This is a genomic window from Microbacterium sp. AZCO (genome assembly GCF_039614715.1).
GTDB lineage: Bacteria > Actinomycetota > Actinomycetes > Actinomycetales > Microbacteriaceae > Microbacterium.
The window spans coordinates 635,693-651,350 of record NZ_CP154857.1; the positions used below are offsets into that span (position 1 = coordinate 635,693).

Sequence of the window (15,658 nt, forward strand, 5' to 3'; positions counted from 1 at the left end):
CGTCAACCCCTCGCGTCCCGGCGTGCGCGGCTCGTAGCGTCGAGCCCACCGATACGAGGAGGAGTCATGTCCGATCCCACGCAGCCCACTCAGGACGACGACCACCACGAGACGCTTGCGGACGTGGTGGAGGACATCATCCCCGGCGGGCGTGACGACGAGCCGGTCGACGAGGATCTCGACGCCGACGAGGTCGACAGTTCGAAGGCCGACGAACAGGCCGCCCGCGAGGGCACCAAGGGCGACGCCGACACCGTGTAGCCGGTCTTCCCGAGTCTGACGCGTCGCGCAGCCGGTCCCTTCCCGTCGGTCGCGTCGTGTGGCACCGCCGCGCCATCCGACGATAGTGTCGGAGGCGGCAACGGCGCCGGCTCGTCACCCGACCTAAGGACCACACATGAAGATCGGCATCCTCACCAGCGGCGGCGACTGCCCGGGGCTCAATGCGGTCATCCGCGGCGTCGTGCTGAAGGGGACGACGACCTACGACCTCGAGTTCGTCGGCATCCGCGACGGATGGCGAGGCGTCGTCGACGGCGACTTCTTCCCCCTCACCCGGCATGAGGTGAAGGGCCTCTCCAAGGTCGGCGGCACGATCCTCGGGACCTCGCGCACCAACCCGTACGAGGGCCCGCGCGGCGGTGCCGAGAACATCTCCAAGACGCTGTACGGTCACCGTCTCGACGGCATCATCGCGATCGGCGGCGAGGGGACCCTCGCAGCGGCCAACCGACTCGCCAACGACGGCATCAACGTCATCGGAGTGCCGAAGACGATCGACAACGACCTGCGCGCGACCGACTACTCGTTCGGCTTCGACACGGCTGTCAACATCGCCACCGACGCGATGGACCGCCTTCGCACGACGGGCGACTCGCACCAGCGCTGCATGGTCGCCGAGGTCATGGGCCGCCACGTCGGATGGATCGCGCTCCACGCCGGCATCGCCGCGGGCGCCCACGTCATCTGCATCCCCGAGGTGCCGCTGTCCATCACGCAGATCGCCGACCAGGTCTCCAAAGCGCACGACCGCGGCCGCGCGCCGCTCGTCGTCGTGTCCGAGGGCTTCACGCTGACCGGCATGGACGAGGCCTTCAGCGACAAGGGTCTCGACGCCTTCAACCGCCCCCGCCTCGGGGGCATCGGCGAGGTGCTCGCTCCCGAGATCGAGCGCATCACCGGCATCGAGACCCGGGCGACCGTGCTGGGCCACATCCAGCGCGGCGGCTCGCCGTCGGGCTTCGACCGAGTGCTCGCCACGCGTCTCGGCCTGCACGCGGCCGACGCCGTCATGGCGGAGGCGTGGGGCCAGATGGTCGCCCTCCGCGGCACCGACATCGTCCGCGTGCCCTTCGCCGACGCCCTCGGCGAGCTCAACACGGTGCCGCAGTACCGCTACGACGAGGCCGCCGCCCTCTTCGGCTGACCCTTCTGCTCGGATGCCGGGCCCCGCGCTGCGCCGGGCCGGGGCATCCGTCGTCCCCGCCCACCGCCCCGCGCGGCCCCGCACCCGCGCGCTGCGCCGGGCCGGGGCATCCGTCGTCCCCCCCGCCCCACCGTCCTACCCTGCATGTCCCGATTTCTCGGGCTCGCGTCCCGATATGTCCTCTCCAGGCGCCGCGGAACAACCCGAATCGGGACATGCACGGGAGATGTCGATCTCTCCTCCCCAGGCGCGGCTGGTGGGCCGCTGTGCCCAGGTGCAGCGAAGAACACGTCTGCGCCGCCGGTGAAGGGCGATAGTCGGTGGATGCCTCGCCGCGCGCCTCTTCCGCCGGAACTGCCGGACCGATTCAGCGTCGCGCAGGCCGTCGCACTCGGCGTCTCGCCCTCGAGGGTCGGGCATCCCGACTTCCGTCGCCCGTTTCGAGGCGTGCGCAGTTCGAAGACGGAATCCGACACGTCGCTGGTGGAGAGATGCCTCGACTACGCACCGCGGTTATCGCCATGGCAGTTCTTCAGTCATGAAACGGTGTTCGCTCTCATCGGCGCTCCGACGCCCGAGTGGCCGTATCGCCCCGCCGTCCATGTGTCCGCTCACCGGCCGGCGCGTGAGCCGAGGACGGCAGGAGTCGTGGGTCATCGGCTTCAGCGTCGGGAGCGGGCGACGCTCATCCTGCCGAACGGGCTGCCGATCGAGCACCCCGTGCGGGCGTGGCGGCAGACAGGGACCCTGTGGGCGATCGACGATCTCATCGCCACAGCCGAGTTCCTGGTCTCCGACCGCGGTCGGTCTCCGATCGCGTCGGTAGACGAGCTGGCCGCAGAAGTGGATGCCCTCGGCGACGTGAGAGGCGGTGTTCTCCGCCGCGCCCTCGCTCAGGTGAGGGGCGCTGTCCGTTCGCCTCGCGAGACGCGTCTTCGGCTGCTCCTGCTTCGAGCAGGGCTCCCCGAGCCCGAGATCAATTGGCCTCTCCGCGACCACCGAGGCGTGGTGGTGGCGGAGCTCGATCTGGCCTACCCGCGGTGGAGGGTGGCTCCGGAGTACGACGGACGGGTGCACGCGCACGACGCGACGCAGTTCGCGAAGGACGCCGATCGATGGGACCTCATACGAGCCCTCGGCTGGGATCACGTCCGCGTGCTTAACCACCACATGCGCAACGGCGGCGAACCCGCCATCGCGAAGGTGCGTTCCGCCCTGATCTGCGCCGGCTGGCGCCCCGGCGACGGCCGGCATGTCCCACTTTCGTTCACATAGCACGCTCTAGGGCCCCGAAATCGGGACATGAAGCGTGGAAAGTGGGACATGCACAGGCGGGAACGGGGGATGCCGCGGGACGGCGCGCGGCGGGCGCGCGCCGGTCAGGCGTCCGCGACGCCGAGGACGTCGAGCAGCCACGCCAGCTCGAACGCGCGCTCGCGCCACGCGTTGTAGCGGCCCGAGACGCCGCCGTGGCCGGCCACCATCTCGCACTTGAGCAGCGCGTCGGCGCCGACCTCGCGCAGGCGCGCGACCCACTTGGCCGGCTCGACGTACAGCACACGCGTGTCGTTGAGCGACGTCACGGCGAGGATGCGCGGGTAGGTCACCCCGGAGCGGACGTTCTCGTACGGCGAGTACGACTTCATGTAGGCGTACACGTCGGGGTCGTGCAGCGGGTCGCCCCACTCGTCCCACTCGATGACGGTGAGCGGCAGCGAGGGGTCGAGGATCGTCGTCAGCGCGTCGACGAACGGCACGTCGGCGAGGATGCCGGCGAAGAGCTCCGGCGCGAGGTTCGCGACGGCCCCCATCAGCAGTCCGCCCGCCGATCCACCCTCCGCGACCAGCTGACCGGGCGTCGTGTACCCGTTGTCGACGAGGTGCAGGGCGCAGTCCACGAAGTCGGTGAAGGTGTTGCGCTTCTGCAGGAGCTTGCCGTCCTCGTACCACTGGCGGCCCATCTCGCCTCCGCCGCGCACATGGGCGACGGCGAACACGACGCCGCGGTCGAGCGCCGAGAGGCGTGCCACCGAGAAGCCCGGCTCGATCGAGTGCTCGTACGAGCCGTAGCCGTAGAGGTGCACGGGCCGGGGCGCGGCGCCCGCGTCGCCGAACGAACGCTTCCAGACGAGCGAGATCGGGATCTGCGTCCCGTCCTGCGCCGTCGCCCACACGCGCTCCTGCGCATAGTCGGAGGGCTCGTACCCGCCCAGCACGGGCTGCCGTTTGCGCAGCAGCAGCTCTCCCGTCGCGATGTCGTAGTCGTACACGGTTCCCGGCGTCGTGAACGAGCCGTAGCCGAGGCGCAGCAGCGGGGGAGCCCACTCCGGGTTGCCGCCCGTGCCGACGGAGTAGAGCGGCTCGTCGAACTCGAGCTCCGAGACCGCACCCGACGAGTACGACAGCAGCCCGAGCCGGGGGAGCCCGCCCCGGCGGTACGCGACGACCCCCCAGTCCTGGAACGTCGACATGCCGAGCAGCCGGCGGCCCGGCTCGTGAGCGACGACGACCGTGCGAGGGCCGGAGGGGTCGGATGCCGAAACCCGGACCATCTCGAAATCGAGGGCGCCGTCGTTGTGGACGATGTACAGCACGTCCTCGCCGTCGACGACGGCGTGGTGCGACTCGTACTCGACGCCCTCGGTGCGGGGCCAGACGACGCGCGGCTCGCCGCGCAGGTCGTCGGCATCCACGAGCCATTCCTCGCTCGTGATGGAGGAGCCGAGCCCGATCACGAGGTAGCGGTCGCTGCGCGTGAAGCCGGCGCCCACCCAGTAGCGCTCGTCGGGCTCGTGGAACAGCTTTGCATCGTCGGCGACGGGGGTGCCGAGCTCGTGCAGCCAGACGGTGTCGGGACGCCACGCGTCGTCGACGGTCGAGTAGACGATGAATCGTCCGTCGGGGGAGAAGCCCGCGCCCGCGAAGGTCCCCTCGATGACGTCGGGCAGGTCCTCGCCCGTCGTGAGGTCGCGCACCCGCACCGTGTACCGCTCATCGCCGGCGACGTCGACGCCCCACAGCATGAGTCGGCCGTCGTTGGACACCTCGAAGCTCCCGAGCGAGAAGAACTCGTGTCCGTCGGCTTCGACGTTCCCGTCGAGCAGCACCTGCTCGCCGGGCACCTCCACGTCGGGGGAGAGCTCGGGGGGAGTCCAGTCGTCCGGCGAGGCGAGGGGAGCGCGGCACTGGATGCCGTACTGCTTGCCCTCGATCGTGCGACCGTAGTACCACCAGTCGCCGTGCCGCGACGGCACCGAGAGGTCGGTCTCGAGCGTCCGGCCCTTGATCTCGTCGAAGATCCGCTCGCGAAGGCCCGCGAGGTGCGCCGTGCGCTGCTCGGTGTAGGCGTTCTCGGCCTCGAGATGGGCGATGACCGCCTCGTCCTCCTTCGCCCGGAACCACTCGTACGGGTCGTCGAACGTGTCGCCGTGATGAGTGCGTGAGGCGGGGTTGCGAGAGGCGATGGGAGGAAGAGTGGATGCCGCGCCCGGCGCGTCCTGAGCAGTCACCTCCTCACGCTATCCGAGGCCGGTCTGCACAGGTCGGGATCCGGGCTAACCGATCTGCGGGGGATGTGCGAGGATACCCGGGAGGCTCGGTAAACAGAGCATGAAACCTCGCTGAACTGTTCGTTCGCACCGCCGATTCCATCGGCACCCCCTGACGTCACATTACGGAAAGCGAACGGTGGAAACCGCAGCCCTGCTCGTGGTGCTGGTCATCGCACTGGCACTCTTCTTCGACTTCACCAACGGCTTCCACGACACCGCGAACGCGATGGCCACGCCCATCGCGACGGGTGCTCTGAAGCCGAAGGTCGCCGTCCTCCTCGCCGCCCTGCTGAACCTCGGCGGAGCCTTCCTCTCGACGGAGGTCGCCAAGACGATCTCGGGCGGCATCATCTACGAGGATCAGATCTCGTCGTCGCTGTTCCCGGCGATCATCTTCGCCGGCCTCATCGGCGCGATCACGTGGAACATGCTGACGTGGCTGCTGGGACTGCCCTCCAGCTCGTCGCACGCCCTCTTCGGCGGCCTCATCGGCGCGACGCTCGTGGGCGTCGGGGCGAGCGCGATCGACTTCAGCGTCGTCGTGTCGAAGGTCGTGCTCCCGGCCGTCATCGCCCCGGTGACGGCGGGGATCATCGCGTTCACGGCCACGAAGCTCGCCTACGTCATCACGCGCCGCTACGACGGCAAGCCGGACGGCCGCGGCGGCTACCGGGTCGGTCAGATCTTCACGTCGTCGCTCGTCGCGCTGGCCCACGGCACGAACGATGCGCAGAAGACGATGGGCGTCATCACGCTGCTGCTCATCTCGGTCGGCTGGCAGACGAGCACCGAGCCCGAGGACTGGGTGCGCTTCGCCTGCGCCTTCACGATCGCTCTCGGCACGTACGTCGGCGGCTGGCGCATCATCCGCACGCTCGGCAAGGGGCTCACCGAGGTCAAGCCCGCGCAGGGCTTCTCGGCCGAGGCCTCGACCGCCGCGACGATCCTGTCGTCGAGCGCCCTCGGCTTCGCGCTGTCGACGACGCAGGTCGCGTCGGGCTCGGTCATCGGCTCGGGGCTCGGTCGCCGGGGGTCCAAGGTGCGCTGGCGCACGGTCGGCCGCATCGTCGTGGGCTGGCTGCTCACGCTCCCCGCCTCGGGGGCCGTCGGCGCGGTCGCCGCCCTCTTCGTCGTGTGGCTCGGCGGCTGGGGCATCGCGATCGACGCCGTTCTCGCCGTCGTCGTCATCGTCGGGCTCTTCCTCCGCTCGCGTCGCAACGCCGTCACCGCCGCCAACGCGATGAGCGAGGTCGCGGAGTCCGGCACCGCGGTGAAGGTCAAGCGCAATCCGCCCCCCACTCGGCGGCAGCGAGCACTCGAGCGGCAGCAGCGTCGCGACCGGGAGGCGAAGAAGTGAACATCACCGTCAACTGGCTCGCCTTCGTCCAGGTCTTCGTCGTGGCGATGATCTCGTCGGTCCTCATCGTGAGCTTCTACGCGCTGGGCCTGCGGATGCTCGTGCGGGCGGGTCGCACCCCGGTGGTCGCGCCCGCCGAGTTCACCGACGCCATCACGGTGATCAGCGAGAAGGACCGCGCCCGCGCGGCGAAGGCCGCCGCCAAGGCCGCCAGGAAGAGTCCGCTCAGCGACGGCCAGAAGCGCCTCGCGCTCGTGGCCGCGTACGCCTCGTTCGCGGTGTGCGCGCTCGCCGTCCTCGGCGGCCTCCTGCTGATCCTCTTCAACCACTGAGCCGCCGCCGCGAAGGGTCGGACCCCCGCCGTAGGCTGAGCCCATGGCCACGCCCCCTTCAGACGCCGGCGCCGCGGGCTCGGCGGCATCCGTCCGATTCGGCCAGCACCCGCCCGCGCGCCGCGTCATCCTCCACCTGAGCGACACGCACCTGCTCGCCGGCAACCGGCCGCTCGGCGGGCGGTACGACACGGCGGCCAATCTCGCCCGCACGCTCGAGGCGGTCGAGCGCACCGGCATCCATCCCGACGCGATCGTCTTCACGGGCGACCTGACCGATCTCGGCGAGTCCGAGGCGTATGTCGCGCTGAAGGAGACGGTGGAGCCATTCGCCACCCGGCTCGGCGCGCCCGTCGTATGGGTCGCCGGCAATCACGACGAGCGGCCCGCGCTGCGCCGCGACCTGCTCGGGCTCGATGCGACGGAGGAGCCCGTCACGGGCGTCTGGGATCTCGGCGGCCTCCGCCTCATCGCCCTCGACACGTCGGTTCCCGGCTGGCACCACGGTGACCTCGACGAGGCGCAGCTGACGTGGCTCGCCGGCATCCTGGAGACCCCCGCGCCCCTCGGGACGATCCTCGCGATGCACCACCCGCCCCTTCCGAGCCACATCCCGTTCTTCGACATCCTCGAACTGCGCGACCAGCCGCGGCTCGCCGACGCGCTCCGCGGAAGCGACGTGCGCGGCATCCTCGCCGGTCATCTGCACTACTCGACGAGCGGCACGTTCGCGGGCATCCCGGTGAGCGTCTCGGCGGCGACCTGCTACACGATGAACCTCACGCTCCCCGCGGTGGAGGTGAACGGGATGGATGCCGGGCAGTCGTTCCACCTCGTGCACGTTTACGACGACACGATCACGCATTCTGTCGTTCCGGTCGTCGAGGCGCCGACGGGGGACTACTTCTCCGCCGAATGGGTCGCGCAGATGGCGCGCCTGACTCCCGAGGAGCGACTCGAGGCCTTCTCGCGCAAGCCGGGGCGCTGAGACCGCAGCGACCCGCTTGACTTGGAGTGCACTCCAAGTTCTACCGTGAGGGCATGACCCTCATCCACGAAGGCGCCTCCATCTCCGAGGCGGCCGCTGCGACGGGACTGTCGACCCACACCCTGCGCTACTACGAGCGCGAAGGGCTCATGCTCGATCCGGTCGATCGGGCATCGTCGACGCACCGCCGCTACAGCGAGGCCGACATCGGCTGGGTGCAGTTCCTGACCCGCCTGCGCTCGACCGGCATGCCGATCGCCACGATCCGCGAGTACACGGCTCTCGTGCGCCGTGGCGACGCCACTGTCGCTGAGCGCCGCGAGCTGCTCGTGCGCCACCGCACGACCGTGCTCGCTCAGCTCGACGACATCACGGCGAGCCTCGCCGCGATCGACATCAAGATCGCCCTCTACGAACAGCTCCACCGGAACGACAAGGAAGCAGCATCCGCATGAAGAACATCACTCTCGGCACCGACGGACCCGTCATCGGCCGCATCGGCCTGGGCCTCATGGGCATCAGCGCCTTCTACACCGGCGCCAAGCAGGACGACGAGGGCGGCATCCGCACGATCCACCGCGCCCTCGAGCTGGGCGTGAACTTCCTCGACACGGCCGAGATGTACGGTCCGTACGCGAACGAGGAGCTCCTCGGGCGTGCGATCGCGGGCCGTCGCGACGAGGTCGTGATCGCGACGAAGTTCGGCACGATCCGCCACACGCAGGGCGACCAGCCCGGCATGGACGGCAGCCCCGAGAACGTGCGCCTCTCCGTCGAGGGGTCGCTGAAACGGCTCGGCACCGACCACATCGACCTCTACTACCAGCACCGCATGGATCCCGACACGCCGGTCGAAGACACCGTCGGCGCGCTCGCCGAGCTGATCGCCGAGGGGAAGATCCGCGGCTACGGGCTCTCGGAGGCGGCTCCCGAGACGATCCGTCGCGCGCACGCGGTGCATCCCGTGACGGCGATCCAGACCGAGTACTCGCTGTGGACCCGCGACCCCGAGGCGGAGATCCTGCCCACGGTGCGCGAGCTCGGCATCGGCTTCGTGCCCTACTCGCCGCTCGGTCGCGGGTTCCTGACGGGCGCCATCCGGTCGCTCGACCAGCTGGACGACAGCGACTTCCGCAAGCACAACCCGCGCTTCGCGGACGGCAACCTCGACGCCAACCTCACCCTCGTCGACCAGGTCACGGCGGTCGCGGACGAGGTGGGCGCGACGCCGGCGCAGGTCGCGCTCGCGTGGCTGCTCGCGCAGGGCGACGACATCGCGCCGATCCCCGGGACCCGCCGCATCGAGCGCCTGGAGGAGAACGTGGGCGCGGACGCCGTGGTGCTGTCGGCGGACCAGCTCGCGACCCTCGGGAGCCTGGACGCCGCGGCCGGCGACCGGTACGCCGACATGAGCTCCGTCAACCGCTGACGGCCGCTCGTCACAGGGATCGCCGCGGTGTACAGCCGCGGCGATCCCGTTGTCCGCCGCGTACGGCGACCTCGGGGAGGGTCGAGCGTAGGCTCGTGGCATCCCTCACACCGCTGTGACCGACCCACGAGGACTGCGCACCATGGCTCCTGACGCACCGACGCGAACCCGCACCGAGACCGATTCGCTGGGATCCATGGAGATCCCCGCCGACGCGTACTGGGGCATCCACACCGCCCGCGCGCTCGAGAACTTCCCCATCTCGAACCGCCCCATCTCGGTCTATCGAGACCTCGTCAAGGGCCTCGCGATGGTCAAGCAGGCCTCGGCCCGCGCCAATCACGAGATCGGCGTCCTCGACGACGAGCGCGCCGACCTGATCGACCGGGCGTCGCAGCTCGTCATCGACGGGCAGTTCCACGACCAGTTCATCGTGGGCGTCGTGCAGGGCGGCGCCGGCACGTCGACCAACATGAACGCGAACGAGGTCATCACCAACGTCGCGCTCGAGCTCGCAGGACGCCCGAAGGGCGACTACGGCTTCCTGTCGCCGATCGACCACACCAACCGCAGCCAGTCGACCAACGACGTCTATCCGACCGCGATCAAGATCGGCCTGAGCCTCGACCTGAAGACGCTCCTCGAAGAGCTCGACCTGCTTCGCAAGTCGTTCCTCGCCAAGGCTGTCGAGTTCCACGACGTGCTAAAGATCGGCCGCACGCAGCTTCAGGATGCCGTCCCCATGACGCTCGGGCAGGAGTTCCACGGGTTCGCCACGACCCTCGGCTACGACCACCAGCGCCTCACCGAGAATGCCTACCTCCTCTACGAGGTCAACATGGGCGCGACGGCGATCGGCACGGGCATCACGACGCACCACGACTACGCGAGCGCCGTCCTGCGGCACCTCCGCGAGATCACGGGCCTCGACCTCGCGACAGCCGACGACCTCGTCGAGTCCACGAGCGACACCGGCTCGTTCATGTCGTTCTCGGCCTCGCTCAAGCGCAATGCCATCAAGCTCTCGAAGATCTGCAACGACCTCCGGCTGCTGTCGTCGGGCCCGCAGGCGGGCTTCGGCGAGATCAACCTCCCGGCGCGTCAGGCCGGGTCGAGCATCATGCCCGGCAAGGTCAACCCCGTCATCCCCGAGGTCGTGAACCAGGTCGCGTTCGCCGTCGCCGGCTCCGACCTCACGGTCACGATGGCCGTCGAGGGCGGTCAGCTGCAGCTCAACGCGTTCGAGCCCGTCATCGCGCACTCGCTGTTCCAGTCGATCACGTGGATGCGGCGTGCCATGCGCACGCTCCGCATCAACTGCGTCGACGGGATCACGGCGAACCGCGAGCGGCTCGGCGCGATGGTCGGCTCGTCGGTCGGGGTCATCACGGCGCTCACGCCGTTCATCGGCTACGCCGCCGCGGCGGCCCTCGCCAAGACCGCCCTCCTGACGGGCCGCAACGTCGCCGACCTCGTCGTCGAGGCGGGCCTCATGTCGCGCGACGAGGTGACGAAGCAGCTGTCGCCCGCCCGCCTGTCGGGCCTCGAGACGGTGACGGCGGCCATCCCGATCGTGGATCCCGACACCGCCGCCGCCATCGGCGACGCCTCGCGGGCGCCGGAGACCGCCGACCGCATCTGATCCCTGCGCAGGGCGGAGCGGACGCGCTACGGTCGAGGCACCACGTCCCCGACCGAGGAGGCATCATGTCCACTCCGCCCCCGGACGGCTCGCAGCAGCCGGCCTACAACCCGCCGCCGCCGGCGCAGGGCTACCCGCCGCCCGCACAGGGCTATCCGGCAGCGCCCGGCTACCCGGCCTACTCGGCCGCCCCGCCCCCGACGCCGCAGTACGGCGCCCCGCCGCCCGCGAACCCGGGACGCACGATGGGCATCGTCGCGTTCATCCTGTCGTTCTTCGTCCAGCTCATCGCGCTGATCCTCGGCATCATCGCCCTCGTGCAGAGCCGCAAGGCCGGACAGAAGAACGGCTTCGCGCTCGCCGCCATCATCATCAGCGTCGTGCTGATGGTGCTCGGCATCATCATCGCGTTCGCGGTCGTGGTGCCGCTCATCAGCCTCTCGGTGGACACCCTGCAGGCGTGTCAGGCGGTCGATTTCTCGGGCACGGTCGAGGTGCACGGCATCCCGATCGACTGTTCGACAGTGTCGCGCTAGCAGCGCACGAGGGGCGGGCGCTCAGTCGATGATGCGGCAGTGCGTCGTCAGCTCGCCGATGCCGTCGATGCCGACGGTGACGGTCGAGCGGTCCCGCAGGAACACCTGCGGATCGCGCGAGTAGCCCGCCCCACCCGGGCTCCCGGTCGAGATGAGCGTTCCGGGCAGCAGCGTCACAGATCGCGACAGGTGCGAGATCAGCGTCGCGACCGGGCGGACCATCTGCGCGGTCGTGGCATCCTGCAGCGTGTGGCCGTCGAGCACCGTCCAGATGTGCAGCGCCTGCGGGTCGGGGATCTCGTCGGCCGTGACGACGTACGGCCCCGTCGGGGTGAACCCGTCGAACGACTTGCACCGCGACCACTGCGCCTCGGAGTACTGGATGTCGCGCGCCGTGATGTCGTTGACGACGGTGTAGCCCCACACGTGGTCGAGCGCCGTCTCGGCGGGGATGTCCTTGCCGGGGCGGCCGATGATGACGCCGAGCTCGGCCTCGTAGTCGATCGACTCGCTGAGCGACCGCGGCCAGCTCGTCGTCGCCTCGTGACCCGTCAGCGAGTTGGGCCACAGCACGAAGACGGTCGGCGTCGAATCGGTCTTGAGACCGAGCTCGCTCGAGTGCGCGGCGTAGTTGAGGCCGATCGCGAGGATCACGGGCGGCGTGAGCAGGGCGGACGCGAATCGCAGGTCGGAGACGGGATGCCCCGGCCCGGCGTTCTCCGCGGCCTCGCGCACCCGGTCGAGCAGCTCGTCACCGCCCGCGATGAGCTCTTCGAGATAGCGGGGACCGCCGGGCAGCAGATCCTCAACGACAAGGGCCTCTCCGTCGCGGATCACCGCGAGCCGGGGAGCGGCCGCCCCGGAGGAGGTCACGTGGGCGAAGCGCATCCCTCAACGCTACAGGGGCCTCGGAATCCGTAGGCTGTCCGCATGTCGCAGTCAGGGTTCGACTCACCAGACCGAGATCGCACACCCGCCCCCTTCCCGTCCCCCCTCGCACAGCCGAGCCTCACGCCCCCGGCGCCGATCCACATGCCGCCGTCCGCCCCGGCGCCGCTGCAGGCGAAGGCGCCCGCGCGCTCGGGGCGCAGCGGTCCGCTCTGGATCGGCGGCATCCTCGTCCTGCTGCTCATCGCGCTCGTCGGCTACTTCCTCACGTTCATCGGCACGGGTGCGTCCCTGCTGGGGGCGATCCTCGCGCTCATCCCGCTCGCCGGGGTGCTCTTCGCGATCCGGATCGTCGACAAGTGGGAGCCGGAGCCTCGCGGCCTCGTCGCGTTCGCGATCGCGTGGGGCGCGATCGGCGCCGTCGCCATCGCGCTCGGCGTCGACCTGCTGCTCTCGCTCGTGCTCGGCCCCCGCGACACCGAGGCCGCCGAGATCCTGCAGACGGTCGTCCAGGCGCCGATCGTCGAGGAGTTCGCGAAGGGGCTCGGCATCCTGATCCTCTATGCGACGGCTCGGCGGGCGTTCGACGGCCCTGTGGACGGCATCGTGTACGGCGCGCTGATCGGCGCGGGCTTCGCCTTCACCGAGAACATCCAGTACTTCGCGATCAGCTACATCGAGGGCGGGGTCGGCCAGGCGTCGGTCACGTTCTTCGTGCGGGGCATCATGTCGCCGTTCGCGCACGTCATGTTCACGAGCGTCACGGGCTTCGCCGTCGGGCTCGCCGCGCGCCGCGGTGCGACGACACGGCAGGCGATCGGACCCTGGCTGCTCGGCCTCGTCGGGGCGATCGCCCTGCACTCGTTCTGGAACGCCACGGCCGTGTTCACCGACTTCTTCTCGGTGTACCTCGTGCTGCAGGTGCCGCTGTTCGTGCTCTTCATCATCGGCGTCCTGGCGCTCCGTCGAGAGGAGACGCGACTCACCCGGAAGCGTCTCGGCGAGTACGCGGCGGCGGGCTGGTTCACCCCGCAGGAGGTGGACATGCTCGCGACGCCGGCCGGGCGGAAGGCCGGACTGGCCTGGGCGCGCACGCTCCGCGGCGACCGCACGCCGATCATGAAGAGCTTCATCTCGGACGCGACGGCCCTCGCGATGGCGAGGCAGCGCACCGTGACGGGCCGCGACCCGAACGCCGTGAACGACGAGCGCGCGCTCCTCACGCGGATGGCCGCGGCTCGCGCCGCGCTTCTCTCGGTGTAGCCGACGGATTCGCCCTGAGGCGCGTGTCGGGTCTTGACGCTCATGCGCACGGTCGGGCACGCTGGTCTCACGACCAGCTCAGCGCTCGGTAGACACGCAGGCATCGCCGCGGCACCGAGCGCTGAGTTTTGCGTAGGCCCCGTTTGACCCCCTCAATCCCGTCGGGTTGGATGGATGCCATGACTGATGACCGCACCAAGCCCGACATCGACGCTCCCCAGGGCCCGGCTCCCGAGGAGCTCGTCATCCGCGACGTGATCGTCGGCGAGGGCGCCGAGGCCAAGCCCGGCGACACCGTCACCGTGCACTACGTCGGCGTCGAGTACGAGACCGGCGAGGAGTTCGACTCGTCGTGGAACCGCGGCGAGAGCATCCAGTTCCCGCTGCGCGGCCTCATCCAGGGCTGGCAGGACGGCATCCCGGGCATGAAGGTCGGCGGTCGTCGCGAGCTCGTCATCCCGCCGCACCTCGCCTACGGTCCGGCCGGCGGACACTTCCTCGGCGGCAAGACGCTCATCTTCGTCATCGACCTCATCGCGGTCGGCTGAGCCTGTCGAAGCCTGAGCCTGTCGAAGCCTGAGCTAGACCGCAGACCCGAAGACGAGGGGTGGATGCCGAGGCATCCACCCCTTCGTCATCTCTCGGCGAGCCGGGGCGACACCGCCCGCAGGGCGACGCACGCCCACGTGCGGAACGGCCGCCACGCCTCGGCGAGGGCCTCGAGCGCCGCATCGTCCGGCTCGGCGTCCAGGCCGTACAGCTCGCGCACGACGCCGCGGGTCATCGGCTCGTCGAGGGACAGCACATCGGCGTGGCCGCAGGCGCGCACGACGATCAGCGCGCTGTAGAACGGCCCGATCCCCGGCAGCCGCTGCAGCTCGAGCATCGCCTCGCCCGGATCCATCGCCGCGAGCCGACCGACGTCGAGGTCGCCCGCCGCCGCGGCATCCGCGATCGCGTGCAGCCGGGGGATGCGGTCGGCCGGGAGCCCCGGCAGCGCCTCCACCTGCCGCAGCTGCGACGGTGTCGGCAGTGCGGAGCGGGTCGCACCGTCGACCTCGAGCGTCGTGCCGTGCGCGTCGCACAGCCGACGCCACAGCGTGATGCCCTGCGCTCGGGCGCGACGCGCGGACAGCGTGCACCAGACGGCCGCCTCGTAGGGGGAGTGGAACACCCAGGGCCGGAAGCCGGGAGCCGCCTCACGCAGCCGCGCGAGCACGGGGTCGCCCGCGCACACGCGCGCCCAGGCGTCGCCGTCATGGTCTGCCGAGACGATGCGCGCCACCTGCCGTGCGACGGCGTCCGGGTCGACGCTCGCCCCCGGCCGGGTGGTGTACTCGATCCGCACCGTGTCGCCCTCCTGGGTCACGGCGACGGCCACGGGGTCCTCGAGGGTTCCGTCGAGACAGAAGGCGAAGCGCAGCACGCCGTCGAAGGACCGCTGCTCGTTGAATCCGGAGCGCATGTGCGCGACCTCCGCGAGGTCGTACGGGCCGGTGATCGGCCAGGTCGTCGTCGCCATGCTCCGATGATCCCGCCGGGGTGTGACATCGCGAGTTTCCATTCACGGGAATAGATTCCCCTAGGCTGGTCGTTATCCCCCTTCAGACCCGGCAGAGCGCCGACCTGAGCGAGAAGAGACGACATGAGCGACACCACGATCGACATCCCCGGCTACAAGAGCGGCACCTGGGTGCTCGACCCCGCACACAGCGAGGTCGGCTTCAGCGTCCGCCACATGATGATCTCCAAGGTGCGCGGCGCCTTCGGCGTCAAGAGCGCGACGCTCGTCGCGCCCGAGAACCCGCTCGAGGCCACCGTCGTGGCTCACGTCGACGCGACGTCGCTCGACACCAAGGACGAGGGCCGCGACGGCCACCTCCGCTCGGCCGACTTCTTCGACGTCGAGAACCACCCCACGATCGACTTCGTCTCGACCGGCGTGCGCATCGAGGACGGCGACTTCCTCGTCGACGGCGACCTCACGATCCGCGGCGTCACCAAGCCCGTGACGTTCGACTTCGACTTCGGCGGCTTCGGCTCCGACCCGTGGGGCAACTACAAGGCGGGCGCGACGGCCAAGACGGTCATCAACCGCGAGGACTTCGGCCTCACCTGGAACGCCGCGCTCGAGACCGGCGGCGTGCTCGTGGGCAAGGACGTCACGATCACGCTCGACCTCCAGGGCTCGTTCCAGCAGGACTGACGCGCTGACGCGGAAGAGGGATGGATGCCGCGGCATCCAT

Annotated in this window: 16 protein-coding genes; 13 read left to right on the plus strand and 3 right to left on the minus strand. The window is 70.0% G+C overall.

The window, feature by feature from the left end:
• Positions 1-66: 66 nt before the first annotated feature.
• The 3 genes from AAIB33_RS02895 (at position 67) to AAIB33_RS02905 (ending at position 2,701) form a co-directional block, all read left to right on the plus strand.
• Entirely contained in the window at positions 67-261 is a 195-nt protein-coding gene (locus AAIB33_RS02895) for a hypothetical protein (protein WP_345802070.1), read from the plus strand.
• A 136-nt stretch (positions 262-397) separates the two neighbouring features.
• Positions 398-1,426 (plus strand): 6-phosphofructokinase, encoded by a 1,029-nt coding sequence (locus AAIB33_RS02900; RefSeq protein WP_345802071.1) that lies wholly within the window; start codon positions 398-400, stop codon positions 1,424-1,426.
• A gap of 648 nt (positions 1,427-2,074) precedes the next feature.
• Complete coding sequence (locus AAIB33_RS02905; protein ID WP_345802072.1) at positions 2,075-2,701, plus strand: hypothetical protein; 627 nt, start codon at positions 2,075-2,077, stop codon at positions 2,699-2,701.
• A 104-nt stretch (positions 2,702-2,805) separates the two neighbouring features.
• On the opposite strand, the gene AAIB33_RS02910 is transcribed toward AAIB33_RS02905, so the two are convergent.
• Positions 2,806-4,890, minus strand: a complete 2,085-nt coding sequence (locus AAIB33_RS02910) for a S9 family peptidase (protein ID WP_345803495.1) — start codon at positions 4,888-4,890, stop codon at positions 2,806-2,808.
• A 223-nt stretch (positions 4,891-5,113) separates the two neighbouring features.
• On the opposite strand from AAIB33_RS02910, the gene AAIB33_RS02915 reads away from it, so the two are divergent.
• From AAIB33_RS02915 to AAIB33_RS02945, 7 genes are all read left to right on the plus strand, one after another.
• Positions 5,114-6,334 (plus strand): inorganic phosphate transporter, encoded by a 1,221-nt coding sequence (locus AAIB33_RS02915; RefSeq protein WP_345802073.1) that lies wholly within the window; start codon positions 5,114-5,116, stop codon positions 6,332-6,334.
• Positions 6,331-6,666: a peptidase gene (locus tag AAIB33_RS02920; RefSeq protein ID WP_345802074.1), complete on the plus strand. Its 336-nt coding sequence runs from the start codon at positions 6,331-6,333 to the stop codon at positions 6,664-6,666. Before AAIB33_RS02915 ends, AAIB33_RS02920 begins: the two co-directional genes overlap by 4 nt.
• 43 nt (positions 6,667-6,709) lie before the next feature.
• A complete protein-coding gene (locus AAIB33_RS02925) occupies positions 6,710-7,654 on the plus strand; it encodes a phosphodiesterase (protein ID WP_345802075.1) in 945 nt (314 codons plus the stop codon).
• A 53-nt stretch (positions 7,655-7,707) separates the two neighbouring features.
• Complete coding sequence (locus tag AAIB33_RS02930; protein ID WP_345802076.1) at positions 7,708-8,109, plus strand: MerR family transcriptional regulator; 402 nt, start codon at positions 7,708-7,710, stop codon at positions 8,107-8,109.
• On the plus strand, positions 8,106-9,083 hold the full coding sequence (locus AAIB33_RS02935) for an aldo/keto reductase (protein ID WP_345802077.1): 978 nt from the start codon (positions 8,106-8,108) through the stop codon (positions 9,081-9,083). Before AAIB33_RS02930 ends, AAIB33_RS02935 begins: the two co-directional genes overlap by 4 nt.
• A 142-nt stretch (positions 9,084-9,225) precedes the next feature.
• Entirely contained in the window at positions 9,226-10,725 is a 1,500-nt protein-coding gene (locus AAIB33_RS02940) for an aspartate ammonia-lyase (protein WP_345802078.1), read from the plus strand.
• 65 nt (positions 10,726-10,790) lie between these two features.
• Positions 10,791-11,261: a DUF4190 domain-containing protein gene (locus tag AAIB33_RS02945; RefSeq protein WP_345802079.1), complete on the plus strand. Its 471-nt coding sequence runs from the start codon at positions 10,791-10,793 to the stop codon at positions 11,259-11,261.
• A gap of 21 nt (positions 11,262-11,282) precedes the next feature.
• Here the strand turns inward: AAIB33_RS02945 and AAIB33_RS02950 are convergent, their stop codons facing one another.
• Complete coding sequence (locus AAIB33_RS02950; RefSeq protein ID WP_345802080.1) at positions 11,283-12,149, minus strand: fumarylacetoacetate hydrolase family protein; 867 nt, start codon at positions 12,147-12,149, stop codon at positions 11,283-11,285.
• Between the two features lie 42 nt (positions 12,150-12,191).
• Between AAIB33_RS02950 and AAIB33_RS02955 the strand changes: the two genes are divergently transcribed.
• Complete coding sequence (locus tag AAIB33_RS02955) at positions 12,192-13,412, plus strand: PrsW family intramembrane metalloprotease (protein WP_345802081.1); 1,221 nt, start codon at positions 12,192-12,194, stop codon at positions 13,410-13,412.
• Positions 13,413-13,591: 179 nt separating this feature from the next.
• The gene (locus tag AAIB33_RS02960) at positions 13,592-13,960 is read left to right on the plus strand and encodes an FKBP-type peptidyl-prolyl cis-trans isomerase (protein WP_345802082.1); all 369 of its coding nucleotides are present in this window, start codon (positions 13,592-13,594) and stop codon (positions 13,958-13,960) included.
• A gap of 86 nt (positions 13,961-14,046) precedes the next feature.
• On the opposite strand, the gene AAIB33_RS02965 is transcribed toward AAIB33_RS02960, so the two are convergent.
• On the minus strand, positions 14,047-14,934 hold the full coding sequence (locus AAIB33_RS02965) for a hypothetical protein (RefSeq protein WP_345802083.1): 888 nt from the start codon (positions 14,932-14,934) through the stop codon (positions 14,047-14,049).
• Positions 14,935-15,057: 123 nt separating this feature from the next.
• On the opposite strand from AAIB33_RS02965, the gene AAIB33_RS02970 reads away from it, so the two are divergent.
• Complete coding sequence (locus AAIB33_RS02970; RefSeq protein ID WP_345802084.1) at positions 15,058-15,618, plus strand: YceI family protein; 561 nt, start codon at positions 15,058-15,060, stop codon at positions 15,616-15,618.
• The last annotated feature ends 40 nt before the right edge of the window (positions 15,619-15,658 follow it).